The following is a 25,710-nucleotide window of genomic DNA, read 5'->3' as shown; positions in this document are numbered from 1 at the left end:
GGGTCGGGTTGGGACGTGGTGTACCCCGTGCGTCAGGTGGCGTGGGCGCTCCGGCGGCGCGCGGTGGTGCGCTGGAGGAGCACCGCGGCGACGATGATCACGCCCTTGGCGATGTTCTGGATGTCGGTGTCCAGGTTGTTCTGCGTGAAGATGTTGCCCACCACGGTGAAGATGAGAACGCCGATGAGCGTGCCGATCAGCGAGCCGCGGCCACCGGTGAGGAGCGTGCCGCCGATGACGACGGCGGCGATGGCGTCGAGCTCGTAGAACATGCCGTTGGTCGACGCGCCGGACGTGGTGCGGGCGACGACCATGAGGGCGGCGATGCCGCAGCACAGCCCGGCGATGCCGTAGACGAGCGCGGTGTGCCGCCGGACGTCGATGCCGGCCAGGCGGGCGGCCTCGGCGTTGCCGCCGACGGCGAACGTGCGGCGGCCGAACGTGGTGCGGTTGAGCAGCACCCAGCCGACCGCGAACACCGCGGCCAGCATCCAGATCAGCACCGGCACGCCGAGGACGTCGCCGCGGAAGAACGTGGTGAACCCGGTCTCGGTGACCACCTGGGTGCGGCGGCCGGACAGCCGTTCGGCCAGGCCCTTCGCCGAGGCGTACATGGCGAGGGTGGCGATGAACGGCACTATCTTCCCGTACGAGATCAGCAGGCCGTTGACGAGCCCGCAGCCGAGGCCGACGAGCAACGCGCACAGCACCATCACCACGGGTCCGTAGGACTGGGTGGCGACGGTCGTCATCCACACGCCCGCCAGCGCCACGATCGACCCGACGGACAGGTCGATGCCGCCGCTGATGATCACGAACGTCATGCCGACGCTGACCACGCCGATCGCCGCGGCCAGGCGCAGCATGGTGGAGATGTTCGCCTCGGTCAGGAAGCTGTCCGGCCGGGTCGCGTAGCCCACCGCGCACAACACCACCAGCACGCCCAACAGGCCGGTGAGCCGCAGGTCGAGGGCACGCCGGTGCTTCCGCTCCGCCCTCGGCGGTGCGGACTTCGGGTCGAGCACGCGCACTTCCGTCACAGGACCTCCTCGGTCGCGGTCCCTTCGGTAATGGCGCTCCCCGCCATCACGATGTCCAGCACAGCGGCCTCGGTCAGCTCGTCGGCCCGCCGGTCGGCGACCACCTCGCCGTCGCGCAGCACCAGCACCCGGTCGGCCAGGCCCAGCACCTCGGCCACCTCGCTGGACACCAGCACCACGGCGACGCCGGCCGCGGCCAGCTCGTGGACCACCCGGTACAGCTCGGCGCGCGCGCCGACGTCCACGCCGCGCGTCGGCTCGTCCAGCAGCAGCACGTCGCAGCCCCGCACCAGCCACCGCGCCACGACGGCCTTCTGCTGGTTGCCGCCGGAGAACTCGGCGACCAGCCGCCTCGGGTCGGCCGGCCGCAGGTCCAGCCGTTCCAGCGTGGCGCGCGAGTCCGCCAGCTCACGGGCGCGGTCGACGAAACCGGCGCGGCTGTAGGCGGGGAGGCTGGACAGCGTCACGTTGTGCGCGACCGACAGGTCCAGCAGGAGGCCCTGCGCCTTGCGCTCCTCCGGAGCGAGACCGATGCCCGCCCTCACCGCCGCGACGACGCTGCCCGGCCGGACCGGTTTCCCGTTGACGGCGACCTGCCCGGAGTCGGGCTTGCGGGCGCCGAACACCGTCTCCAGGATCTCGCTGCGCCCGGCGCCGACCAGGCCGGCGATGCCCAGCACCTCCCCCGCGCGCACGCGGAACGTGACGTCCTTGAACTCGCCCTTCCGGGTGAGACCGGTGACGGTCAGCACCTCGCGGCTCTCGTCCACGGTGGACGTCTCGCGGTGCGGGAAGACGGTCTCGACCTTGCGGCCGGACATGAGGTCCACCAGCTCGGCGGTCGGGGTGGTGGCGGGGAGGTTCGCGGCGACCGTGCGGCCGTCCTTGAGGACGGTGACCCTGCTGCCGATGCGGCGGATCTCCTCCAGCCGGTGGGAGATGTAGAGGACGGCGACGCCGTCGGCGGTCAGCTCGCCGACGATGCGGAACAGGTTGTCCACCTCGTCGGCGGCGAGCGCGGCGGTCGGCTCGTCCATCACGATGAGCCGGGCGTCGTGGGCGAGGGCGCGGGCCATCGACACCAGCTGCCGACCGGCGGCGGACAGCAGGCCCACCTCGCGGTCCGGGCCGATCTCCGGGTGGCCGAGGCGTGCCATCAGGGCCCGGGTCCGGGCGTGGGCGGTCCGGCGGCTGGTGAAGCCGAAGCGGGCCGGCTCGTGGCCGAGGAAGACGTTCTCCGCCACCGTGATGTCGGGGACGAGGTCCAGCTCCTGGTACATGGTCGCGACGCCGAGCCGCAACGCGGCCACCGGCGACGGGAGGCCGGCCGGCGCGCCGCGCCAGGTGATCGTGCCCTCGTCCGGCTGGTGCGCGCCCGACAGCACCTTGATCAAGGTGGACTTGCCCGCGCCGTTCTGCCCGAGCAGGCAGTGCACCTCTCCCTCGGCGACCTCCAGGTCGACCCCGTCCAGCGCGCGCACGCCGGGGAAGGTCTTGCCGATACCCGTCATCGTCAGCAACGTCATGCCGGATTACCTCCCTTTGCGGCGTTGGTGAGGGAGTCGCCGGAAGGTGGTCCAGCTCACTTTCCGGGGCGAGTTGCGGCCGATCTTGACAGTTCCACGCACCTTCTGACAAGAACTTGGGCCAACTTTTGTTCGTTCTTTGCGAAAGTCCTGCCACTTCTGACGGAAGCCGCCCGAAGTCCGAGCTTTCGGCAGGCCGGTTCGAGGCGCGGGGGTTGAGAGGTGATGCGGGCGGAAGCGGTGGGCAGGCCGGCGCGCTGGCGCGCTGGAGGGAGCAGCCGACAAGGCCGCCGGGCCGGATCGACGGATCGACGGATCGAGGCAAGGGCGGGGCGGCGGCTTGGGCAGCGGCGGCGAAGGGCCGGCGGCGAGAAGCAACGGTGGCGATCGGACGGCGGCTGCGGCGAACAGGCAGCGACGGCAGTAGCGGCGGCGGTGAAGTAGCGGCGGTGAGGCAGCGGCGGTGAGGCAGCGGCGGTGGCGAACGGGCGGCGGCTGCGGAGAACAGGCGGCAGCAGTGGCAGCGGCAGCGGCGGTGAGAGGTGGCGGTGAAGAGGTGGCTGCGGGTGGGTCAGCCTGCCGGTGAGAAGGCCCGGTCGGTGGCCGACCAGGCCGCGCCGGTCACGCCGGCCAGGTCGCCCAGCTCCGACAGCACGATCGGCAGGTTGCCGGTCGCCAACGGCAGCGAACGGCGGTAGACGGCGCTTCGCACCTCGGCCAGCAGCGAGTGCCCCAGGCGTGACACTCCCCCGCCGATCACGACCATGCCCGGGTTGAGGAAGCTGACGAGGGACGCGACGACGTGCCCCAGCCGCCGCCCGCCCTCGCGCACGAGGTTGGCCGCCGCGAAGTCGCCGGCCGCGGCCGCCGCGCCGACGTCCTCCGCGGTGAGCACGCCCTTGTCGCGCAACGCGGTGGCGAGCGCGACCGAACGGCCGCCGCGGGCCAGCGTGGTCGCGTCACGGGCCAGCGCCGAACCACCGAAGTACGCCTCCAGACACCCGACCTCGCCGCACGCGCACGCCGGGCCGAAGTCGTCCAGCCTGATGTGCCCGATGTCGCCCGCCGTCCCCGCCACACCCCGGTACACCCGCCCGCCGAGGACGATCCCGCAGCCGATGCCGGTGCCCACCTTGACGAAGATCAGGTCTTCGAGCGACCGCGCGACGCCCGCGTGGCGCTCGCCCAACGCCATCGCGTTGACGTCGTTGTCCACCGTCACCGGGCAGCCCCAGCGGCCGGCCAGCTCGTCGCGCACGGGGTACCGGTCCCAGCCCGGCATGATCGGCGGCGCGACCGGCATGCCGTCGCGGAAGCTCACCGGGCCCGGCAGGCCGACGCCCGCGCCGATGAGCCTGCCCGGCGCCTTCGCGTAGACGAGGTCGGCCAGCTCCGCGACCCGGCTCAGCACGGGCACGGGGCCGTCCCGCACGTCGCACTCCTCGCTGCGGCTCTCCAGCACCTCGCACCGGCCGTCCGTCACCGCCACGGTCACCGACGTCGCGCCCACGTCGATCCCGAGCACGCGCAGGTCGTCCGCCAGGTGGACGAGCGTCGACCGCCGCCCGCCCCGGCTCGCGGCGGGTCCGCCGATCTGCGCCAGGCCGACGTCCACCAGCCGGGCCAGCTCGGCGGTCAGCTTGGCCCGCGGCAACCCCAGCCGCTCGCCCAGCGCCACCCGCGACATCGCGCCCTCGTCGCGGAGCAGCGCCAGCAGCTCCGACTGCCTGCCGGAGACCACCCGCGGCTGCTGGCCGCTGCCCGTCGCGCTCATGCGCACAATTTACGGCCACCGGTCGCCGGCCACGTCCCGGCGGACCGGACCCGTCCGGCGGCCATCGGCCCACCGACGTGACGCCGGTCGGTCCGGTGGCTCAGCGGGGCGTCACCGGGCACCAGGACGCCCGTCGCAGGTCGATGTCCTTGCGGTTCGGGTAGTCGCCGCACGACGCCAGCACGGTTGGTGACGCGCCGTCGGCCACCCGCAGCACGGCGGTGAACTTGTCGATCGGCACCTGGCCGCCGCCGAAGTCGAGCACGCCGCTCTCCCCCGACAACGCCTTCGCGCCGCCGATGTCGCTCATCTCCTTCCAGATGTGGCCGGGCGACACGGGGATGCGGCCGAGCTGGGTCATGGCGTGCACGAAGAGGTACAGGGCGTCGTACGTCAGCGCGGCGTGCCCGTCCAGCGACGGGTTCCCGTCGCCCTCGCAGTCCTCCGGGATGAGCTTGCGCAACGTCTGGTGCATCTCGGTGGCCGCGTTGCAGCCCTGCGCCCCGATCGCGAACGACACGTACTCGAACGGGATCTCCGGGTGCTGGCCGCGCAACGTGTCGTCGGCGGCGTACCGCGCGACGTCGTCGCCCGCGAGCAGGCTCGGCGGGTCGCTCTTGCAGCCGGCGCTCAGGCCGTCCATCAGCTTGCCGAAGTCGGCGGGCCGGCCCGCGAAGAACACCACCTCGTCGTCGGGCACGTCGCACAGCCGCTGCCCGAGCCGCCTGGCTTCCGCACCCTGCTCGCTGCCCACCGGCCGGTACGGCTCCTCCCGCACCCCGAAGCCCAGCTCGCCGAAGTGCAGCGCCACGTCGGCCCGCAGGTTCGCCGCGTACGAGTCGGCCTCGTTGTCGGAGTGCACGATCACCACGGCCCGCTTGTCCGGGTGCGCGGCGCGCACGTGCCGCGCGGCGACCTGGGCCTGGCGGTCGTTGGTCGGCGACACCTGGAAGTACATGCGGGACGCGGTGGGCATCTCGTCGTCCGACAGGGTCGCGGCGACCACGGGGAGGCCGACCTCGCCGAGCTCGGCGATCGTGTCGCGGGTCGGCTTGCTGCTCAACGCCATCCCGAGCACGCCGACGATGCTCTTGTCCCGCTCCAGCAGGGACGCCAGCTTGGCCGCGACCACCTCGCCGTGCTGCATGGCCACGCCCGCGTTGCTCAGCAGCACGCGGATCAGCGGCTCGTCCGAGTCGGTGCGCTCCAGCAGCCGCGACTGCCGGGCGGCCACGCCGACGAGCCGCGCGGTGTTGCTGGCCAACGCCTCCCGCGCCGTGCCCATCGCGGACACGTACACCACCGTCGCGTAGGGCCGGTCGGGGTTCTCCCGGTGCGCGTCCAGCACCCGCCGGTTCTGCTCCACGATCAGGTTCTGGACGCGGTTGAAGCGCGCGATGTCCTTGTCGTCCGCCTTCCCGAACAGCGGCACCGGCCCCGTGGTCACGCCCACGCAGTCGTCGCCGATCCGCTGCACGGTGTGCGCGTCGGGGTTGTCCCGGTCGAATCCGCAGTGCTCGTGGCGCCACTGCTCGTCCGCCACGACGATCCCGCGCACGTGCCGGTAGCCGACCGTGGCGACCGACGCGAGCAGCATCACCACGACCAGCGCCAGCACCGACGTGCGCGACCAGATCGGGGCGGCGCGCACGGACAGCGTCGCCGTGGGCGGCACCTCGCCGCGCACGACGGTGACGGCGGGGACCTTCAGCGGCAGGAACCAGGCGGTGGGCCGGCGCGCGCGGCTGTCCGTGGCGAGCTTGCGCGTCCACATCTCGTAGGCGTGACCGGCCTGGCTCACCGGGGCGGGTTCGCGCTCGGCGGTGGTCTCCGCGTCCGGCGGCACCTTGACGCTGCCACTGATGATCACCAGGGGGTCGAACGCGCCGGTGTCGTTGCGGACGTCGTTGATGATCTTGAGGAGGGCGTAGCCGCCGTTGTCGCGGCGGATGCCGTCCAGCAGCACCACCGGGTACACGGTCCGGCGGGCCGACCGCAGCCGCCACCACGACCGGCGGTAGGTGCGGCGGACGTCCTCCAGGAACGCGTTGACGAGCAGCTTCGCCAGCTGGCCGGTGTCCTCGCGCGGTTCGGCGTTGCGGCCGGGGACGAGGGCGGACGTGAGCCGTTCGGCGAAGCCGATGAACGTGCCCGGGTCGTGCGGCGCGAGGTAGGGCTGGCGCAGCAGCCACCGGTACTCGCTGCCCGGCACCAGGCCGCGCAGCTTGGCGCGGAAGAGGAAGGACGGCACCAGCCTCACCACGACCCGCACCCACCAGGGCGCGGTTTCGGTGGCGGTGTCCAGCACTTCCCTGGGCAGCAAATCGTCACCGCTGCGACGGCGCAGGTCACGTTCCCGCAGCCGGGTCAGGAGGGTCGCGGCGGACTCGGGGTCGGCCCCGTCCAGCCGTTGGTTCATCAGCCAGTAGACGAGCTCGAACCGCCGGAACTCGTGCTTGCCGTAGCGGCCGTTGACGCCGGCCGACAGCTCGCGGGCGATCCGGACCAGCACCGACCCGACCGCTTCGAGCGTGGCCGGTTCGGTGGACGGCCCGCTGTCGAGCCCGCGGCCCGCGCCGGAGTCCGACTCGCGCGCGTCCGACTCGCCCGCCCGAGGGCTCGGGATCGCACCAGCCGCCGGGTCGAGCACCGAGCCGCCCGCCCCGGGACTCGCGGAGCCGGGGCCGGGGCCGGCGTTCGGACCCTGACCACCGGCGCCCGGCTCGGCCGTCCGGCCACCCGGACCGGGGTTGGGCGCCGCGCCACCGGCGGGGATGCCCGTGGCGCCGCCCGGACCGTGGCTCGCGCCGGCACCGGGACCAGGGCCACCGCCGGGAGTCGGGACCGAACCGCCCGCGCCGAGGTGGGAACCACCGCCGCCCGCACCGGGATGTGCGCCCAAGCCACCGTTGCCCGGGTACTGGCCCCCACCCCCCGTACCGACACCCGCGCCACCGTTGCCCACGCTGAGGTTCGCACCCGCGCCACCACCACCCGCAACGCCGCTCGCGCCGTGGTGCGCGCCCAAGCCACCGTTGCCCGCGTTCGCGACGGTCGGACCGCCGGCCGCACCACCCCCAGCGGCCGCATCGCCGGTCCCCGGACGCCCGGACGGGCCGCCGGGCTCGGGCGACGGGTCGGGGAAGCGGTGGTAGGCGTGCGGGACCCGACCGGGGTGCGCGCCTTTCAGGTGGGCCTGCAGCGCGCCCAGCAGGCCGGCCGCCTCGACGCCCCGGACCAGGCAGACCAGCGGGATGCCGCGGTCGCCGCTCGCCCGGGCGCCCGCACGGCCGCCGGGCAGCTCGCCGAACCGCGGCCGCTCGGTGAGGTCCTGCAACAGCTTCACCAGCTCGTCCACGACCTCGACGGACTGCACCCGTTCCCCCGCACCGTGTTCGACCACCGGACTCCTCGCGCGGACGTCGACCTCGTCGCACCCCTGTCCGGCGTGACGCAGGAGCCCTCGACTGTAACGGTCGGGACCGACGAATCCCGGCACTTCCGAACCGATTCCCGCACGTCACCGCACTAATGCGGCCTCACGGGGACGATCATGAGACCCCCGGCGTCACCCGTCCGGGCACGGTCTCCGACATCGGCACGGCCTGGCCGTCACCCATCCGGGTGACGAGAGACCGGTCCACGAGCAGTGCCGTTACCGCTCTGACACCTCCGTGACCGGCTGAGCAACAGACAGTAGCGGCAACCACCTACAAACGTGACGCGGGTCACCCATTGGGGACGATGCCTTGCCTCTTCAAAACACGAACGGTTACGTTCCTGCCCGCAGATCACGGTTCCGTCACCGAACGGACACGGCCCGACTCCCCGACGGGCACGACCACCTGGATCCCCCGCCAGGCCCGGTGACGGAGCTCCCCGACGCAGGAGGCTGCACCCTTGGCTCGGCACGTCAAAGATAAGAAGAAACGTGGGCAGACCACGTTCGAGGTACCCCCACCGCCGCCCGGATACCAGGGCGCGCACCGGGCCGAGACCGAGCGGGTGCTCCCCCGGCGGATCGCCGGAGTGGCGGTGGCGGTCGGCATCGTGTCCGGTGCCGGCGCCGCCGCCCACGCCGTCAGCGGCCCGTTCAGCCCGATGGCGGGCGGCGCGGACCTCGGCGGCGTGCCGGACGAGAAGGTCCGGACCGGCAAGGTCGACACCGTGCACGCGATCGACCTCGGCTCGGAGACCGCGCGGATCATCCGCCAAGAGCAGCTGACCGCGCTCCAGACGTTCAACCAGGCCAGCGGTGTGGCGGCGGACGGCTACGCGGCCCGCGTCGCGGCCGAGCAGAAGGCCGCCCAGGAGGCCCGCGAGGCCGCCGAGGCGCGCAAGCCGCCGAAGCAGCGCCAGGTCGAGGGCTGGATCCGTGAGGCGATCGCCATCCTGGCCGCCAACGGCACCCCGATCACCGAGGACAGCCTCGACGAGATCTACACGATCATCGTCAAGGAGTCGAACGGCAACCCGAACGCCGTCAACACCTGGGACTCCAACGCCGCCCGCGGCACACCCTCCAAGGGCCTGATGCAGTGCATCGACCCCACGTTCCAGGCGTACAAGCTCGCGGGCCACAACGACATCTACAACCCGGTGGACAACATCATCGCCGGCGTCCGCTACACCTACGCGCGCTACGGCGGCTTCCACAACCACCCCGGCCTGGTCTCCATGAACGCCGGCGTCGGCTACGTCGGCTACTGAGCCCGGGGCGCGGGACGGCGGACCGCCGAACGGGGACCTCCCGGAAGAGACCCCCTGCCGGTCGGCCGCGGATCGGCCCACGCGGACGTCGGCCACCCGGATCGCCCACGGCGTGGCGCCGCTGGAGCCTGCCGGAACCGGCCCCGGTCGTCGCTGTAGACGTGACCGTGCCCTGATCAGTCCACAGTAGACGGTGGCGGTAATTCGCACGGCGTGCTGGAGAACTGGGTGCCCGCCGAGGAGCTGGACGAGTTCAACGCGAACATCGTCGGCGAGATCGTCCGCGAGGCCGAGTACCGCGGTCCGGTCGCGGACGCGGAGTTCGAGCGGGCGGAGGCCGAGCTGGGCCGTCCGCTGCCCGCCGCGTGGCGCCGGTACCTCCAGGGCGAGTCGTGGTTCCGCAGCGGTCGGCTGGGCGGCACGGTCGTCACCCTCCACCCGCCGCGGGAGACGGTGCGGGCCGGCGGTGCGCACCTCGCGATCATCGGCGACGACGGCTCAGCGCGCCGCCTCGCGTTCGACCTGAGCCACGACCCCGCGCCCGTGGTGCTGGTGGCCCCCACGAGCACCGATCGGCCCGACATCGTGCCGCTGGCGCCGGACGCCGAGGCGTTCGTGGCGCGCGTGGAGTCCGGCGAACTCTTCTGACGATGGTGCATTCGGGCGGCTGAACACCCTGCCAAAGGGAGCTGACCGCACGCGACGGGGATGGCTAGCGTCGAAGCCGTGGGGGGCTTCGCCACTTCCGGTCCACCGCCACCGCGGGTCTGCGGTGCCCCCTGGAGTGCGCGATCCGCGCGCACCCGATTCGGGAGGTACGTGTGTTCAGACCACGAAAGCGCGGTAAAGCCCTGGGAGCCGTCGTCCTGGCGGTAGGGCTGGTCGCTCCCGGGGTTCTCGCCTCGGGGACGGCCGGCGCGGAGATCGTCGAGGGCACGGCCGGTGCGAGGGTCGCCGCGGCCGGCGTGGGAGCGGCCGGCGCGGAACCCGCGGTGGTCGGCGGGGCCGGGCAGGAGGCGGGCGATCCGCGGCCGCGCACCGTCACGCTCGTCACCGGCGACCGGGTCGTGGTCACCGGCACGGCGGTCGGGTCGTTCCAGCCCGGTCCCGGCCGCGAGAAGGTCGTCTTCCACTCGACCCACCGGGACGGTCGGCTGAGCGTGGTCCCCGAGGACGCGGCCAAGGGCGTCGCCTCGGGCAGGCTCGACCCGCGCCTCTTCGACGTGACGGGCCTGATCGAGGCCGGCTACGACGACGCGCGCACCGACCACGTGCCGCTGATCGTCACCGGCACGCCCACCGGCCTGCGCTCCGCCCGCGCGCTGCCCGGCGCCCTGGCCACGCGAGCGCCGAAGGCCGACGCCGGGGCGACGTTCCGCGACCTGCTCGCGGACCCCGGCGTCACCAAGGTGTGGCTGGACGGCGTGCTGCGCCCCACCCTCGACCGCTCCACCGCCCAGATCGGCGCGCCCGCGGCGTGGCAGGCCGGGCACACCGGCAAGGGGGTGAAGGTCGCCGTGCTGGACGGCGGCGTCGACGGCGCGCACCCCGATTTGAAGGGCAAGGAGGTCGCCGAGCGCAACTTCACCGACGACCCGGACGCCACCGACACCACCGGTCACGGCACGCACGTCGCCGCCACCATCGCGAGCGGCGACCGGACGTACCGGGGCGTCGCGCCCGACGCCCGCATCCTCGACGGCAAGGTGTGCGGGAGCGGCGGCTGCCCCGAGTCCTCGATCCTGGCCGGCGTGCAGTGGGCCGTGGACGAGGGCGCGGACGTCGTCAACCTCAGCCTCGGCGGTTACGACTCCCCCGGCGTCGACCCGCTGGAGGACGCGATCAACCAGCTGACGGCCAAGACCGGCACGCTGTTCGTCGTCGCCGCGGGCAACGGCGGGCGGTCCCGGTCGATCGACTCCCCCGGCAGCGCGGACGCCGCGCTCACCGTCGGCGCGATCCGGCACGACGACGACCTGGCCCACTTCTCCAGCCGCGGCCCCCGCAACGGCGACGACGCGGTGAAGCCCGACATCACCGCGCCCGGCCTGAACATCGTCGCTGCCAAGGCCGCCGGGAGCACCTCCGGCACGCCGGTCGGCAGGCGGCACGCGGCCATGTCCGGCACCTCGATGGCCACCCCGCACGTCGCGGGCGCGGCCGCGCTGCTCGTGCAGCAGCACCCGGACTGGACCGGCGCGCAGCTCAAGGCCGCGCTCATGGCCTCCGCCAAGCCGAACCCGGCCCTGGGCGTGTTCGACCAGGGCGCCGGCCGGGTGGACCTGACCCGCGCGATCACGGCCACCGTCGGCGCGGAGCCGGTGAGCGTCACGTTCGACGAGCAGCCGTGGCCGCACCACGACGACGCGCCGGTCACCAAGACCGTCACCTACCGCAACAGCGGCCCGGCGCCGATCACGTTCGACCTCACCGCCGACCTGCGCGGCCCGAACGGCGCCGGCGCGCCCGCCGGCCTGCTCACCGTGAGCCCGGCGCGGGTCACCGTCCCGGCCGGCGGCACGGCCGACGTGGCGGTCACCGCGGACACCAGGGTCGGCGGGCTCGACGGCGTCTTCTCGGGCGTGCTGGTCGGCGGACCCACGCGCGTCCCGGTCAGCCTGGCCCGCGAGGTGGAGAGCTACGACATCGCGATCGAGCACATCGACCCCGACGGCAACCCCGCCCTGGACAACTCGGTCACGCTCGTGGGGATGGACAACGACGTCTACGAGACCTTGTACGGCCCCGACGGCACCGCCACCGCACGCGTGCCCAAGGGCGAGTACATGGCACGGGCCGTCATCCGCACGTGGCCCAGGTCGACGGTGCTGGCCCGGCCGACCCTGACCGTCGACGCCGACCGCACCCGGTACACCCTGGACGCCCGCGTGGCCAAGCCGTTGCAGGTCACCGCGCCCGATCCCGAGGCGATGCCGATGCTGAGCGACATCAACGTCTCGCGGGTCCTCAACGGCAGGCGCGTCGTGCTCAACACGGCGTTCCTCGGCGGTTTCGGCGACATGGCGATCGGCCACGTCGGCCCGACCCTGGGCGAGCGGGAGCTGACCGTCTCGGTCGGCGCCCAGTTCCAGGGCCCGCCGGTCGACGGGACGCCGACCCACTACCGGTTCCGGTGGATGGAGCAGGGCGCCGTGCCCAACGGGTTCACCCGCGCGCCCTCCCGCGAGGAGCTGACCGAGGTGCGGACGACGTTCGCGCCCGGACCGGCCGACCGCCAGTACCGGCACAGCGGCAACGCCAGCCCGCCGGACGGCTCGGGCGGCTGGTCGGTCGGCCTGCCCGTGCCCGCGGGCGGCGCGGTGGTCGACCTGATCACGCCCGACCGGCTCACGTGGAGCTGGGGCTACCAGCGGATGTCGCCCCAGTACCGGACCGAGGCGGACTACTCGTCGTTCAACCGCGCGTACCGGCTGGGCGAGCGCTACGCGGAGCGGTTCGCGCACCCGGTGCTCGGTCCGGGTCTGGCCGGGTACTCGGCCACCTACCTCGGCGTCCACGAGGACCGGGTGACGGCGCAGGTGCCGCTGATCAACGACCGCGACGGCAACCTCGGCCGGGGCGCCAACGAGTCGGCGCGCACCTCCGTCCACCGGGACGGGCGGCTGGTCGGCCAGGTCCGCGACCAGTGGGGCGAGTTCACCGTGCCGGAGGGCGAGGGCCGCTACCGGGTGGAGCACGACATCGTCCGCGACCCGGCGGCGCACGAGCTGACCACGCGGGTGACGGGGGCGTGGACGTTCCGCATGGCGACCCTGCCCGACGGCCACGGCCGCCGGCTGCCGCTGTCGGTGGTGCGGTTCGGTCCGGAGCTGGACGCCGGCGGCGGCGCGCCCGCCGGACGCGTGCTGCGCGTGCCGCTGACCGTGGAGCAGCAAGGCGGCGCGGACAACGGCGAGGTGGGCCAGGTCCGGGTCGACGTGTCGTTCGACGACGGCGCGACGTGGCGGCGGGTGCCGGTCGCGGGCGGCGCGGCCTTCGTGCCGCACCCCGACGCGGCCGGGTACGCGTCGCTGCGCGCGTCCGGTGCGGACAGTGACGGCAACACGTTCGAGCACGCGGTGATCCGCGCGTACAAGATCACGCGCTAGCCGGGTGCGGCCGGCGCCCCGGGTGGTCCGGGGCGCCGGCCGCGCGGTCCGGCGGCCGTCACGGGGACGGGTGGCGGCCGAGCACGTCCGCCGCGTGCACCGCCTCCAGCGACAGCGTCTTGTACCCGACCTCCTCGAACAGCACGGTCAGCCGGTCGGCCTCGCTCTGCACCACCGTGCCGGAGCCGAACTCGGCGTGGTGGACGCGGGACTGCGCCGGGTACTCCGGGTTCGCCGACACGCCCGTGCCCGCGTCGCCGCTGTGGCACGTGTCGCAGTTGCCGCAGGCCCGTTCCAGCACCTCGCCGAAGTAGCCGAGGAGGTGCTGCCGCCGGCACGCCCTGGTCTCCGCGTAGGCCCGCATGACCTCGATCCGCGACCGGTCCAGCCGGTGCAGCCGCTCGGCTTCCCCGACCGCCTGGTCGGCCGCGCTGGACGGTTCGGCCACCAGCCGGAACCGCGCCTTCTCGGCCACGGCGGCGCCGGCGCGCTCCAGCAGGTTCACGCCGGTGGTGACCTTGCGCCGGGACTGCCCGATCTCGCGCGCCAGCTCGGTGACCCGCAGGCCGGGGTGGTCGCGGATGACCTCCGCCAGCGCCTCCAGGCCGTCCCGGTCGACGTGCCGCGACTGCAGGAACCGTTGCAGGCCCAGGTCTTGCGGCCGGTAGAACAGCACGGCCCGCGCGGGCTCGTCGTCCCGCCCGGCCCGGCCGATCTCCTGGTAGTAGGCGTCCAGCGAACCGGGCGCGGACGCGTGCGCGACGAACCGCACGTCCGGCTTGTCGATGCCCATGCCGAACGCGGACGTCGCCACCACCACGTCGACCCGGCCGCGCATGAAGTCGTCCTGCACGCGTTCCCGGTCGGCGGCCTTCATCCCGGCGTGGAACGGTTGCGCGGACACCCCCGCGGCCGCCAGCTCCTCCGCGTACCGGCGGGAGTCCTTGCGGGTCGCGACGTAGACCAGCCCCGGCTTCGGCGCGTCGACCACCCAGTCGCGCACGGCCCGCCGCTTGCCGTCGTCGTCCGTGAACATCCGCACGTCCAACGACAGGTTCGGCCGGTCGAAGCCGAGCGCCACGACGACCGGGTCACGCATCCCCAGGTGGGTGATGACGTCCTCGCGGACGGTCGCGCCAGCGGTCGCGGTGAGGGCCAGCAGCGGCGGCCGGCCGACCCGCTCCACCGCCGTGCCCAGGCGCAGGTAGTCGGGCCGGAAGTCGTGGCCCCACGCGGACACGCAGTGCGCCTCGTCCACCACGAACAACGCGGGCCGCCCCAGCCGGTCCAGCACCTCGGGCTTGGCGAGCTGTTCGGGCGACACGAACAGGTACCGCGCCTCGCCGCGCTCCACGGCGTCCCACGCGGCCTTGTTGTCCACTTCGGACTGCGCCGAGTTCACCAGCACGGCGGGCGGCGCGCCGTTCTCCCGCAGGGCGGCCACCTGGTCGCGCTGCAACGCGATCAGCGGCGACACGACGACGACCAGGCCGTCCAGCAGCACGCCGGGCACCTGGTAGACCGCCGACTTGCCCGCGCCGGTGGGCAGCACGACGAACACGTCCCGCCCGGCCAGCACCTGTTCCATGGCGTCGATCTGCTCGTCGCGCAACCGCGGCCAGCCGAACACGTCGGCCGCCGCCCGGCGGAGGCGTTCCCGGTCACCCACGGCGCCCGGCCTTCGCCAGCAGCCCGCCGACCACGACCAGCAGCAGTCCCAGCGCCAGGAACCCGAGGTCGTAGGCGAGCTGGTCCGGTCCGGACCGGACGTGGTGGACGCCGAGCAACTGGTGGTCGATCAACCCTTCGACCAGGTTGAACACGCCCCACCCGGCGAGCACCCCGCCCCACAGCACCCGGGACGGCAGCGGGGCCGCGCGGTTGAGCAGGCCGACGCCGACCAGCACGAGCACCAGGCACAGCAGGTGGAACAGCCCGTCACCGCGCATGTTGAGCGCCATGTCGTCGGGGTACCAGCCCGACAGCATGTGGTGCCAGCCGAGCAGTTGGTGGGCGACGATGCCGTCCACGAACCCACCGATCCCCAGACCGAGCACCAGGGCCGGTCCCGCGCGTTTCACCATGGCGGGGGAATTGCCCGCCCGGCACCGATCAAACGGGTGTGACGGAGTCCACCGTCGAGGTGGCGCCTGGTCACGGGCGTGGACGCGGGCATGGTCGCGTGCGTGCCGCCGGCCCGGTCGTGGGCGTGGACGCGTGCGTGCCGCCGGCCCGGTCACGGCAGGGTGTGAGGATCACGGCATGAACGCGATCTTCGTCTTCGTCCACGGCACCGGCAGCAGCTCGTTCCACTGGTCCCCCATGATCCGCGAGCTGACCCTGCGCGGCCACCGGGCGCTGGCCGTGGACCTGCCCGGCCACGGCTTCGGCGCCACGTTCACGGCGGCCTACCAGGCGCCGCAGGACCCGGCCGCCCTGGCCACCGCGCCGGCCGGCATCGCGGGCGCGAGCCACGCCGACGCCGTCGCCCACGTCATCGACGTGGTGCGGCGCGCGGCGGAGCACGGGCCGGTCGTGCTGGTCGGGCACAGCCGGGGCGGGATGACCGTGACGTCGGTCGCGAACGCGGCGCCCGACCTCCTCCACCGGGTCGTCTACCTGTCCGCGTGGTGCTGCGTCGAGCTGGGCGCCGCCGGGTACACGGCGGCGCCGGAGAACGCGTCGAGCCTGCTCGCCGACCTCGGCGGCCTGCTCGCCGCGAACCCCGCCGACCTCGGGGCGCTGCGGCTGAACTGGCGGACCGCCGACCCCGCCGTGCTGGCCCGGTTGAAGACCGCGCTGCTGGACGAGGGCACGGAGTCGGAGTTCCTGGCCGCGTTGAACACCTTGGAGCCGGACGACAGCCTGGACTCGGGCGACGACCGCGTCGACCCGGCGGTCTGGAGCCGCCTGCCGCACACCTACGTCCGGCTCACCGCCGACCGCTCGCTCCCGATCGAGCTGCAGGACCGGTTCATCCGCGAGGCGGACGCGCTGACGCCGGACAACCCGTTCGACGTGCACAGCCTCCACACGAGCCACCTGGGTCCGCTGGTCCACCCGGAGGAGGCCGCCGCGCTGCTCGCCGGACTCGTCTGAGATCCCGGCAGCGCCGGCCGGGATCACCGTCGCAGGGACGCGCGGGACGACCGGCGCCCCGTCCAGCCACGTCACGCCGTTCCCGGCACCGCCAGGGCCGGGCTCGACCGCGTCGCGAAGCGCTCTGGGAGCGCTCCCACTGTAGGCTGCGGCGCATGGTGAGCGTTCTGGTGACGGGATCGTCGGACGGTATCGGTCGGGAGACGGCGGCGACGCTGGCCGCACAGGGTCACCGGGTGGTGCTGCACGCGCGCGACGCGGCACGGGCCGGGCAGGCCCTCGCCGCCGTGCCGGGCGCCGCCGGCGTCGTGGTCGGCGACCTCGCGTCCCTGGAGCAGACCAGGGAGCTGGCGGCGGCGGCCGAGCCGTGCGACGTGGTGGTCCACAACGCCGGGCTCGGCGGCGGGCTGGCCGAGCGCACGGTCACCGAGGACGGCCTGGAGCTGCTGTTCCAGGTGAACGTGCTGGCCCCGTACCTGCTGACCGCGCTGATGCCGCGTCCCCGCCGGCTCGTCTACCTGACCTCGGGGTTGGAGGCGCAGGGCGTCGCGGACCTCGACGACCTCCAGCACGAGCGCGGCCCGTGGGACGGCATGCAGGCGTACTCGGACTCGAAGCTGCTGGACGTGGCGCTGGCGTTCGCGGTGGCCCGCCGGTGGCCGGACGTGCTGAGCAACGCGGTGGACCCCGGCTGGATCAAGACCAAGCTGGGCGGCCCGAACGCGACCGACGAGCTGCCGAAGGGCGCGGACACCCAGGTCTGGCTCGCGACCAGCGACGAGCCCGCCGCCACCGTCACCGGCCGCTACTTCAAGTGGCGCGAGGAGCTGCCCGCCAACCCCGCCGCGTACGACGTGGACCTGCAGGAAGGCCTGCTCGCCGCCTGCGCCGCGATCACCGGCGTCAAGCTGCCCTGATCACCCGTCGGCGGCCGTCCGGACCCGGCCGACCCCGTCGGACCGGCGCACGGCGGCGCGGCGCGTGCCGACGAGCTGGCGGCTCAGGTCGCCGCGCAACGTGGACACGGCGTCGAGCACGTAGTTCTGCCGCACCCGCCACGGGCCGCGGTCGCCCTGGCGCGGGAACGCGTCGATGGCCCGCTGGATGTACCCGGAGGCCAGGTCGAGCAGCGGGCGGCGGGCGAGTTCGCGGTCCGGCGTGGCGACGACCGACGCGTACCCGTGCCGGTCCATGTGGTTGACCACCCGGCACACCAGCCGTGACGTCAGGTCGGCCCGCAGCGTCCACGACGCGTTCGTGTAGCCGACGCACACGGCGAAGTTCGGCAGCCCGGTGATCATCGCACCGCGCCAGATGAACTGCTCGGACAGCACGACCGGCCGCCCGTCCACGCTCGGCGCGATCCCGCCGAGCGCCAGCAGCCGCAGCCCGGTGGCGGTGACCACGACGTCCGCCGGGAGGACCCGGCCGGACGCGAGCCGGACGCCGTCGGGCGTGAACGCGTCGACGTGGTCGGTGACGACCGACGCCCGGCCCGCCTTGACCGCGCGGAACAGGTCGGCGTCCGGGATAGCGCAGAGCCGCTGGTCCCACGGGTCGTAGGTCGGCGTGAAGTGCTCGCGCACCGCGTCGGCGTCGCCGAGGACCTTCGTGGACAGACCGGTGAGCACCTTGCGCGCGGCCTTCGGCCAGCGGCGGCAGAACTGGTAGAACGCCAGCCCGAACAGGATGTTCTTGGTCCGGATCAACCGGTGCGCGGCGTTCGGCGGCAGCAGCTCGCGGACCTTGTCGGCGAGCTTGTCGCGGCCCGGCACCACGCCGATCCACGTCGGCGAGCGCTGGAGCATGGTGACGTGCGCGGCGGTGTCGGCCATCGACGGCACGAGGGTCACCGCGGTCGCGCCGCTGCCGATGACCACCACCCGCTTGCCCGCGTAGTCGAGGTCGTCGGGCCAGAACTGCGGCCGCACGACCTCGCCGCGGAACGACTCGACGCCGGGGAACACCGGGTCGTGGCCCTGGTCGTAGTCGTAGTAGCCCGCGCACGAGTAGAGGAAGTCGCAGGTCAGCGTGCTCTCGGTGACGGCGCCGGACTCGTCGCGGCGGCTCAGCGTCAGCGTCCAGCGCGCGGCCGCGGTGTCGAAGTCGGCGGCCACCACCTTGGTCCGGTAGCGGATCAGCCGGTCGATGCCGAACTCCTCGGCGGTGGCGCGGATGTAGGCCAGGATCGACGGCCCGTCGGCGATCGACTTCGCCTCCCGCCACGGCTTGAACGGGTACCCGAGGGTGAACATGTCCGAGTCCGACCGGATGCCCGGGTACCGGAAGAGGTCCCACGTCCCGCCCAGGGCGTCGCGGGCTTCGAGGATCGCGACGGACTTGCCGGGGCACTCCTCGCGCAGCCGGTAGGCCGCGCCGACACCGGACAGTCCGGCGCCCACGATCACGACGTCGAGGTGCTCGGGGGTCGTCATGGGTCCAGTGTGCTGGAGGCCCCGGCGCGGTTCTTGACCGGGGACGACAACTATTTGACCCTGTACGACATGTCGGTGATCCGGTCGGCGGGCCTGCGCGGGTTCCGCGCGACCGTGGCGGAGCTGGGCGGCCGGGCCGAGGACTACGCCCGCGCGGCCGGCCTGCCCGTGGCCGCGCTCGACGTGGACGACCTGCTGGTGTCCGACCGGGTGATGGCGGACGTGCTGGAGGTCGCCGCCGCCGAGCTGCGGTGCCCCGACCTGGGGTTGCGCGTCGCGGCGCGGCAGGACTTCGGCATGCTCGGCCCGCTGGCCCTGGCCATCCAGAACTCGCCGACCGTCGCGGACGCGCTGGAGTGCACCTCGCGCTACCTGTTCGTGCACGCCCGGTCGTTGAGCCTGGCGATGGTGGACGACCCGTACGGCGCGCCGGACCTCGCCGCGCTGCGCTACGGCCCGCCGCCCGGTCTGCCGGTGTCGGTGCAGGCGACCGACCTGGGGCTGGGCTTCCTGCACCGGTCGATCACGTACCTGCTGGGCGGCCGGTACGGGCTGCGCAGCGTCGAGCTGCCGTACCACCCGCCCGCGCCTCTCGCCGCGTACGAGGAGTTCTTCGGCGTGACCGTCCACATCGGACAGGACGCGCCGATGCTGCGGATGCCGCGGGCCCTGGCGCACCAGCCGCTGGCGGGCGGCGACGAGCGGGTGTGGCGGCTGGCGCTGGCGTTCCTGGCGGAGCAGTCGCCGGGCGAGGGCGCGAACCTCACCGCACGCGTGCGCGGCGTGCTGACCCGGTCGCTGGGCACGTTCCCGCCGGAGATCGGCGCGGTGGCCCGGCTGGTCGACCTCCACCCGCGCACGGTGCAACGCCGACTCGCCGCCGAGGGCACCACGTTCGCCGCCGTGCTGGACGAGGTGCGGCAGGCGGCGGCCAAGCGGTACCTGACCACCACGGACATGCCGATGAGCCAGGTCGCGGGCATGCTCGGGCTGTCCGAGCAGTCCGCGCTCAGCCGGTGCTGCCGCCGGTGGTGGGGCATGACGCCGAGCGCCGTCCGACGCGGCACGTGACGTCGGACGTCGTCACTTGCGGGTCGGGAGTCGTCACCCGAATGTCGCGCGAGGTCAATCTCTGTCGCCCGAAGTCAAGCCCGCGGACCCCGTCCGCGCCACACTGGTGTCACCGACACCCTGAGGAGGCCCGATGTCCCAGCTCTCGCGCTACCGGTTCGCGAGCGGCACGGCGGTCGTGACCGGCGCGGCCGGCGGCATGGGCGAACACCTCGCGCACGGGCTGGCGCGGCGCGGCAGCCACCTCGTGCTGATCGACCGGGACGCCGAGCGGCTCGCCGCCGTGGCCGCGAAGATCCGCGGGGTGCGGGTCGAGTCGGTGGTGGCGGACCTGGCCGACGTCGCCGGGCTGGACGGCGTCGCGGCGCGCGTGCTCGCCACCAACCCGCGCGTCACCCTGCTGGTCAACAACGCGGGCGTGGCGCTGAGCGGCACGTTCGAGCAGGTGAGCGCGGACGAGTTCGACTGGGTGATGGACGTCAACTTCCGCGCGCCGGTCGCGTTGACCCGCCTGCTGCTGCCGACGCTGCTCGCCTCGCCCGGCAGCCACGTGGTCAACGTGTCGAGCCTGTTCGGCCTCATCGGACCGCCCGGCCAGTCCGCGTACTCGTCCAGCAAGTTCGCGCTGCGCGGGTTCACCGAGTCGCTGCGCCACGAGCTGGCCGACCGGGGCGTCGGCGTCACGTGCGTGCACCCCGGCGGCATCCGCACCCGGATCGCGGAGAGCGCACGGGTGGCGTCCGGCGTCGACGAGGCCGAGGCCGCGCGGGGCAAGGAGAACTTCGCCAAGCTCCTGACCTACCCCGCCGACAAGGCCGCCGAGCGCATCCTCGCGGGCGTCGAGAAGCGCAAGGGCCGCGTGCTGATCGCGTGGACCGCCGTCGCCCCGGACATCCTGGCGCGCCTGTTCCCCACGTCGTACCTGGCCGTGATGAACCGCCTCAGCCCGAGCACCGCCCGCCACGCGGCTCAGCGCAACAGCACCTCCACCGGCTCCTGACCGGGGCGGTGCGAGGTGACCACCGGCGGCACGCGGTAGGCGTCGGTGTCGAACGCGGCGCGCACGTCGTCGTCGTCCGTCGCGGCGGTGAAGGAGGGCCGCCGGCTCGTCCTCTTCGGACACCTCCGGCTCGTCGCCCACAGTCGACGTCCGCCAGGAACCGGTCCCTCGGCACGTCCAGCACGTCGACGCCCGCGCCGTCCGGAACCGCGGCTCCACCAACCGCCACCGCTCGGTCGGGGCGCGATCCCGGCCGAGCGGCGCGTGGTTCAGCTCGTGCGGGCGGGCGGGGATGTCCGGTCAAGCGACCACAGTGGAGGCCGGGCCGTCGCGCACGGCGATGCGCGGGTCACGGGGAGGAAATTTTCCTGGCGACAGGTGCCGCCGAACGGGCACGACCGGGCACTTTCCCACTCGGATGGATTAATACATCCGGAGCAACCCGCTAGTCCGTGTATCTGATGGACAGAACCTGGTACATGTGTAGTACAGGGCGGCACACAGGGGGTGCGTCCGTCCTGCCCGGTGCTTCCGGGAAACACAGACCTGGGGGGGTCTATGAAGCAGCACGGTGCGAACAGCTTCTTCGTCGTGGGCGAAGGAGTCCTGGAGTTCGACCGCAACGGGGCGGCGACCACGCGTCAGCCGCTCACCGTGGAGGAGTTGCGCCGGTTCCGCTTCTCGCGGCTGGGGCCGGAGGGGACACCGCTCGACGAGGAGACCAGGACGGCCCTGGCCACCGCCATGACGGCGGACGTCCCGCAGCTCGACTCCGCGAACCCGCCGATCCCGGCGGGGTTCACCTACCTCGGCCAGTTCGTGGACCACGACCTGACCATGGACCGCACCGAGTCGCAGCTCGGCGACGACGTGAACCTGGGCGACCTGATGCAGGGCCGCTCACCGGCGCTCGACCTGGACTCGGTGTACGGCCGCGGTCCCGGCGACCGCCACGACCGGGTCTTCTACGCCGCCGACGGCGTGAAGCTGAAGGTCGGCACCACGTCGCCGACACCGTTCCCCGACGAGCGGGTCAACGTCCCGCTGGAGGGGTTCGACCTGCCGCGGTTCGGGGCCGCCGGCACGACCGGGGCCGACCGGCGCAAGCCGCTCATCCCGGACACCCGCAACGACGAGAACCTCGTGATCGCCCAGACCCACCTGGCGTTCATCAGGTTCCACAACCGGGTCGTGGACGAGCTGGCGCTGCGCGGCCTGACCGGGCGGCGGCTGTTCACCGCGGCGCGCGAGCAGGTGGTGCGCCACTACCAGTGGATGCTCCGCACCGACTTCCTGCCGCGGATCGTGGACCCGGCGATCGTGGACGACGTGTTCGCCAACGGCCGGCGCTTCTTCGAGGCGCCCGGTCGCGGCAAGTCGCCCCACGGGTTGCAGCCGACCATGCCGCTGGAGTTCTCGGTGGCGGCGTACCGGTTGGGCCACAGCATGATCCGGGGCGCGTACCAGTGGAACCGGGTGTTCAACACGGACGGCCCCGGCGGTGTCGCCACGCTGTTCCTGTTGTTCGTCTTCACCGGGACCTCCGGCAACTTCGACCCCGGTTCGCAGCTGCCGGACCTGGACAACCCGAACTCGGGCACGGTGGACACGCTGCCCACCAACTGGATCGCGGACTTCCGCCGGCTGTACGACTTCACCGAAGCCGACCGGCCGGACCTCGTGCCGCCCACCGAGGACGGCGGCAACGTCACCAAGCGGGTCGACAGCCTGCTGGTGAACCCGTTGCGGCAGCTGCCCGCCGGCTCGTTCGACGGGCGGGGCACGACGTTCCCGGAGATCCAGCGCAACCTGGCGTTCCGCAACCTGACCCGGGCCAACATGGTCCGGCTGGCGAGCGGGCAGCAGATGGCCGAGTTCTTCGGCGTGGAGCCGTTGACCGACGAGCAGGTCCTCGTCGGGAACCAGGGCGCCGCGCTGGACTCGCTGACCGACGCGCAGAAGGCCGCGGTGACCGCCGCGACCCCGCTGTGGCTCTACGCCCTGCGGGAGGCGGAGTTCAACGGGGGCCTGCTCGGGCCGGTCGGCGGCCGGATCGTGGCCGAGGTGTTCCACCGCGCCATGGAGGGCAGCCGCACGTCGATCGTCCGCGAGCCGTCGTGGCGGCCCGCGTTCGGTCCGGACTCGCAGACGTTCCGGATGACCGACCTGCTGCTGTTCGCCTTCGAGGGCAAGGCGGACCTGCTCAACCCGTTGGGAGACTGACCGTGACGGCCCGCTTGGGGGAGCGGACCATCCCGTGGCGGCACCTCGACCGCGTGGCCCCGCCGGCCCTGCGGATCTCGATCGGTGTCGTGTTCGTCTGGTTCGGAGTGCTGAAGGTGACCGGTGACTCGCCGGTCGCGCACCTCGTCGGCGCCGCCGTGCCGTGGGTCGACCAGGGTTTCCTGGTGCCCGCGCTGGGGTGGTTCGAGGTCGCGTTGGGGGTGGCGTTGCTGATCGGGCGGCTGCCGCGGCTGACGTTGGTCGTCGTGGCGGCCCACCTGGCGGGGACGTTCCTGGTCTTCGTCCAGGCGCCCGCTCTGGTGATGACCGGGGGCAATCCCCTCCTGTTGACCACGAACGGCGAGTTCGTGCTGAAGAACGTGGTGCTCATCTGCGCCGCGCTGGTGCTGCTCGGCCGGGTCGAAGAGCGACGGACGGGCTAGCCGCGCGGTGGAGTCCGGTCCCCGGCCCTCCCGGGGGCCGGACTCCGTCACGTCCGCCCGGCCCGCCACCGACCTCGGACGCGTGACGGGTTCGGACGGCGATCCTTGACACGGGTGGGGCACGGGCGCTTGACTGCTGGGTGTTTGAAACGATTCAAGCATCCGTGGAGCAGCGCATGTCGTCCGTCGCGAGGGTTTTCGGAGCTGTCGACATCGGCGCCTCGGGCGGGCGGGTCGTCGCCGGCGTGGTGGACGGCGACCGGACCACGCTGCACGTGGTGCACCGGTTCCCCAACGGCGTGGTCACGCTCGACGGGCACCTCCGGTGGGACTTCACGAGGCTCTACCGGGAGGTGCTGACCGGCCTGCGCGCCCTGGCGCGCCGGTTCCCGGACGTGGTGTCGATCGGCATCGACACGTGGGCCGTCGACTACGGCCTCCTCGCCGAGGACGGCACGGTGCTGGCCGAGCCGGTCGCCTACCGCGACGGCCGGACCGCCGACGCCGTCGCCCGCGTGCACCGACGCACGTCACCGGAGGCGTTGTACGCGGTCAACGGGCTCCAGCACCTGCCCTTCACCACCCTGTACCAGCTGGAAGCCGAACGCTCGTCGCCGCTGTGGGACAAGGCGGCGCACGTCGTCCTCCTGCCGGACCTGCTGGCGTACCGGCTGACCGGAGAGCTGCGGACGGAGATCACGAACGCCTCCACCACCGGCCTGCTCGACGTGCGGACGCGGACGTGGGCCGCGGAACTGGCCCCCGACGTGCCGTTCCCGCCGTTGCAGGAACCCGGCGAGGTCCGCGGCCCGCTGCTCCCCGAGGTGCTGGCCGCGACCGGTCTGCCCGCCACGACCGTGGTCACGTCCGTCGGCTCCCACGACACGGCCTCGGCGGTGGTGGCGCTGCCCGCCGACGGTCCGCGCTTCGCCTACGTCTCCAGCGGGACGTGGTCGTTGGCGGGCGTCGAACTGCCCGGACCGGTCCTCACCGACCGGGCCCGCGAGCTGAACTTCACCAACGAGGGCGGGGTGGACGGCCGGACCAGGTTCCTGCGCAACGTGGGCGGCCTGTGGCTGCTCCAGGAGTCGCTGCGCGAGTGGGGCGTGGACGACCCGGCGGAGCTGCTGGCGCGGGCCGAGGCGCTGCCGCCGGGCGGCCCGACGGTCGACGTGGACGACCCGGCGTTCCTGGCGCCGGGCGACATGCCGCGCCGGATCGCGGCGGCGGCGACCGGGCCGTTGCGCACGCCGGCCGAGACGGTCCGCTGCGTGCTCGACTCGCTGGCCGTCGCCTACGCCCGCACGGTCGACCAGGCCGTGGGACTGACCGGCCACGACGTGGACGTGATCCACATCGTCGGCGGGGGATCGCGCAACGACCTGCTGTGCCGGCTGACGGCGAGCCTGTCCGGGCGGCGGGTCACGGCGGGTCCGGTGGAGGCGACCGCGCTGGGCAACGTGCTGGTGCAGGCCAGGGCGCACGGCGCCGCGCCCGACACGCTGGAGGCGATCCGCGCCCGGCTCGCGGCCGCGGAGGACGTCCGCCACTACCTGCCGGAGTGACGGACCCACTCGCGGTGGAAGCCCTCGACGTGCCGGGTGACCCTGGTGGCGGCCAGCTCGCCGTCGCCCGCGCGGACGGCGCGCAGGATGGACCGGTGCTCGCGACGCAGCCGGACGGCGGTCCGCGACCAGTCGGGCAGCTCGCGCACGGCGTCCAGCACGGTCGTGTGGATGGCGTCCCGCAGCGCGGCCATGATCGCGGTGTTCACCGCGTTGCCCGCGGCGGCGGTGAGCGCGACGTGAAAGTCGGCGTCGAGCCGGTGGAACGTGCGCGCGTCGACGTCCGGCGCGTCCATGCGGGCCAGCAGCTCGGCGGCGCGGGTGAGGTCCGGGTGGTCGGGGTTGCCGGCGGCGGCGCGCACGGAATGGCTCTCGATCATCACCCTGGTGCCGACGAGGTCGGCCATCGGCAGCCTCCGGGTGGCGAGGTGCAGGCGCAGGGCCGCCCCAAGGCCGTTCACCGGGTCGGCGATGACGGTGGTGCCCGCGTCCGGCCCCGAGCCGACGCCGCTGCGCACCACGCCCATCGCCTGCAGCACGCGGATCGCCTCGCGCACGGTGGCCCGGCTGACGCCGAGGTCCTCGGCGAGCCTGCGTTCGGCGGGCAGCTGCTCCCCCACGCCGAGCCGGCCCGCCGTCAGCTCGGACTCGACGTGCCGCAGCACGGCGTCGTACCCGGACAACCGAACACCTCCGAAGTGTGGTCAGACCACAG

Annotated in this window: 17 protein-coding genes and 1 pseudogene; 10 read left to right on the top strand and 8 right to left on the bottom strand. The window is 73.5% G+C overall.

From position 1 onward, the window contains the following. Positions 1-32: 32 nt before the first annotated feature. The 4 genes from ACRAKH_RS12375 to ACRAKH_RS12360 all read right to left on the bottom strand — a co-directional run bounded on the left by ACRAKH_RS12375 (position 33) and on the right by ACRAKH_RS12360 (position 7,743). Positions 33-1,025 carry an ABC transporter permease gene (locus tag ACRAKH_RS12375; RefSeq protein ID WP_380727423.1) on the bottom strand — a complete coding sequence of 331 codons (993 nt, stop codon included), beginning with the start codon at positions 1,023-1,025 and terminating at the stop codon, positions 33-35. A gap of 11 nt (positions 1,026-1,036) precedes the next feature. Next, complete coding sequence (locus ACRAKH_RS12370; protein ID WP_380727416.1) at positions 1,037-2,566, bottom strand: sugar ABC transporter ATP-binding protein; 1,530 nt, start codon at positions 2,564-2,566, stop codon at positions 1,037-1,039. A 571-nt stretch (positions 2,567-3,137) separates the two neighbouring features. Then, positions 3,138-4,340, bottom strand: a complete 1,203-nt coding sequence (locus tag ACRAKH_RS12365) for an ROK family transcriptional regulator (protein WP_380727418.1) — start codon at positions 4,338-4,340, stop codon at positions 3,138-3,140. A gap of 100 nt (positions 4,341-4,440) precedes the next feature. Next, positions 4,441-7,743, bottom strand: coding sequence for a hypothetical protein (locus ACRAKH_RS12360; RefSeq protein WP_447009823.1), 3,303 nt, complete (start codon positions 7,741-7,743; stop codon positions 4,441-4,443). Positions 7,744-8,699: 956 nt separating this feature from the next. Between ACRAKH_RS12360 and ACRAKH_RS12355 the strand changes: the two are divergent. The 3 genes and pseudogenes from ACRAKH_RS12355 to ACRAKH_RS12345 form a co-directional block, all read left to right on the top strand. Then, positions 8,700-9,050, top strand: a pseudogene (locus ACRAKH_RS12355) (transglycosylase SLT domain-containing protein); the annotation flags it as partial. 213 nt (positions 9,051-9,263) lie between these two features. Further along, positions 9,264-9,698 (top strand): hypothetical protein, encoded by a 435-nt coding sequence (locus tag ACRAKH_RS12350; RefSeq protein WP_380729675.1) that lies wholly within the window; start codon positions 9,264-9,266, stop codon positions 9,696-9,698. Between the two features lie 173 nt (positions 9,699-9,871). After that, complete coding sequence (locus ACRAKH_RS12345) at positions 9,872-13,159, top strand: S8 family serine peptidase (protein WP_447009822.1); 3,288 nt, start codon at positions 9,872-9,874, stop codon at positions 13,157-13,159. Between the two features lie 58 nt (positions 13,160-13,217). Here ACRAKH_RS12345 and ACRAKH_RS12340 read toward each other — a convergent pair whose 3' ends face one another. Together ACRAKH_RS12340 and ACRAKH_RS12335 are read right to left on the bottom strand one after the other, a co-directional pair. Next, complete coding sequence (locus ACRAKH_RS12340; protein WP_380724240.1) at positions 13,218-14,828, bottom strand: RecQ family ATP-dependent DNA helicase; 1,611 nt, start codon at positions 14,826-14,828, stop codon at positions 13,218-13,220. Then, positions 14,821-15,243: a DUF2243 domain-containing protein gene (locus tag ACRAKH_RS12335; RefSeq protein ID WP_380724239.1), complete on the bottom strand. Its 423-nt coding sequence runs from the start codon at positions 15,241-15,243 to the stop codon at positions 14,821-14,823. Before ACRAKH_RS12335 ends, ACRAKH_RS12340 begins: the two co-directional genes overlap by 8 nt. A 178-nt stretch (positions 15,244-15,421) precedes the next feature. Between ACRAKH_RS12335 and ACRAKH_RS12330 the strand changes: the two genes are divergently transcribed. Next, a complete protein-coding gene (locus ACRAKH_RS12330) occupies positions 15,422-16,258 on the top strand; it encodes an alpha/beta fold hydrolase (protein WP_380724238.1) in 837 nt (278 codons plus the stop codon). 155 nt (positions 16,259-16,413) lie between these two features. After that, positions 16,414-17,175, top strand: a complete 762-nt coding sequence (locus ACRAKH_RS12325; RefSeq protein ID WP_380724237.1) for an SDR family NAD(P)-dependent oxidoreductase — start codon at positions 16,414-16,416, stop codon at positions 17,173-17,175. Here the strand turns inward: ACRAKH_RS12325 and ACRAKH_RS12320 are convergent, their stop codons facing one another. Further along, positions 17,176-18,693, bottom strand: a complete 1,518-nt coding sequence (locus tag ACRAKH_RS12320; RefSeq protein WP_380724236.1) for a flavin-containing monooxygenase — start codon at positions 18,691-18,693, stop codon at positions 17,176-17,178. It abuts the gene before it with no gap. Positions 18,694-18,762: 69 nt separating this feature from the next. Between ACRAKH_RS12320 and ACRAKH_RS12315 the strand changes: the two genes are divergently transcribed. The 5 genes from ACRAKH_RS12315 to ACRAKH_RS12295 all read left to right on the top strand — a co-directional run bounded on the left by ACRAKH_RS12315 (position 18,763) and on the right by ACRAKH_RS12295 (position 24,995). Beyond that, the gene (locus tag ACRAKH_RS12315) at positions 18,763-19,764 is read left to right on the top strand and encodes an AraC family transcriptional regulator (protein ID WP_380724235.1); all 1,002 of its coding nucleotides are present in this window, start codon (positions 18,763-18,765) and stop codon (positions 19,762-19,764) included. Between the two features lie 133 nt (positions 19,765-19,897). Next, entirely contained in the window at positions 19,898-20,764 is an 867-nt protein-coding gene (locus tag ACRAKH_RS12310) for an SDR family NAD(P)-dependent oxidoreductase (RefSeq protein WP_380724234.1), read from the top strand. A 558-nt stretch (positions 20,765-21,322) separates the two neighbouring features. Then, positions 21,323-22,987, top strand: a complete 1,665-nt coding sequence (locus tag ACRAKH_RS12305; protein ID WP_380724233.1) for a peroxidase family protein — start codon at positions 21,323-21,325, stop codon at positions 22,985-22,987. Positions 22,988-22,989: 2 nt separating this feature from the next. Next, positions 22,990-23,430, top strand: coding sequence for a DoxX family membrane protein (locus tag ACRAKH_RS12300; RefSeq protein ID WP_380724232.1), 441 nt, complete (start codon positions 22,990-22,992; stop codon positions 23,428-23,430). A gap of 176 nt (positions 23,431-23,606) precedes the next feature. Beyond that, complete coding sequence (locus ACRAKH_RS12295) at positions 23,607-24,995, top strand: rhamnulokinase (protein ID WP_380724231.1); 1,389 nt, start codon at positions 23,607-23,609, stop codon at positions 24,993-24,995. Here ACRAKH_RS12295 and ACRAKH_RS12290 read toward each other — a convergent pair. Then, positions 24,980-25,678 (bottom strand): FadR/GntR family transcriptional regulator, encoded by a 699-nt coding sequence (locus tag ACRAKH_RS12290; protein WP_380724230.1) that lies wholly within the window; start codon positions 25,676-25,678, stop codon positions 24,980-24,982. The genes ACRAKH_RS12295 and ACRAKH_RS12290 overlap by 16 nt on opposite strands. Between the last annotated feature and the right edge of the window lie 32 nt (positions 25,679-25,710).

The organism is Saccharothrix hoggarensis, assembly GCF_052936025.1.
This window is presented reverse-complemented; position numbering and strand designations above follow the sequence as displayed.

Bases quoted from the DNA above. Each gene is read 5' to 3' on its own strand.
- ACRAKH_RS12370 (WP_380727416.1), bottom strand. From the start codon at position 2,566: ATGACGTTGCTGACGATGACGGGTATCGGCAAGACCTTCCCCGGCGTG.
- ACRAKH_RS12365 (WP_380727418.1), bottom strand. From the start codon at position 4,340: ATGAGCGCGACGGGCAGCGGCCAGCAGCCGCGGGTGGTCTCCGGCAGG.
- ACRAKH_RS12335 (WP_380724239.1), bottom strand. From the start codon at position 15,243: ATGGTGAAACGCGCGGGACCGGCCCTGGTGCTCGGTCTGGGGATCGGT.
- ACRAKH_RS12330 (WP_380724238.1), top strand. From the start codon at position 15,422: ATGAACGCGATCTTCGTCTTCGTCCACGGCACCGGCAGCAGCTCGTTC.
- ACRAKH_RS12325 (WP_380724237.1), top strand. From the start codon at position 16,414: ATGGTGAGCGTTCTGGTGACGGGATCGTCGGACGGTATCGGTCGGGAG.
- ACRAKH_RS12320 (WP_380724236.1), bottom strand. From the start codon at position 18,693: ATGACGACCCCCGAGCACCTCGACGTCGTGATCGTGGGCGCCGGACTG.
- ACRAKH_RS12315 (WP_380724235.1), top strand. From the start codon at position 18,763: ATGTCGGTGATCCGGTCGGCGGGCCTGCGCGGGTTCCGCGCGACCGTG.
- ACRAKH_RS12310 (WP_380724234.1), top strand. From the start codon at position 19,898: ATGTCCCAGCTCTCGCGCTACCGGTTCGCGAGCGGCACGGCGGTCGTG.
- ACRAKH_RS12305 (WP_380724233.1), top strand. From the start codon at position 21,323: ATGAAGCAGCACGGTGCGAACAGCTTCTTCGTCGTGGGCGAAGGAGTC.
- ACRAKH_RS12295 (WP_380724231.1), top strand. From the start codon at position 23,607: ATGTCGTCCGTCGCGAGGGTTTTCGGAGCTGTCGACATCGGCGCCTCG.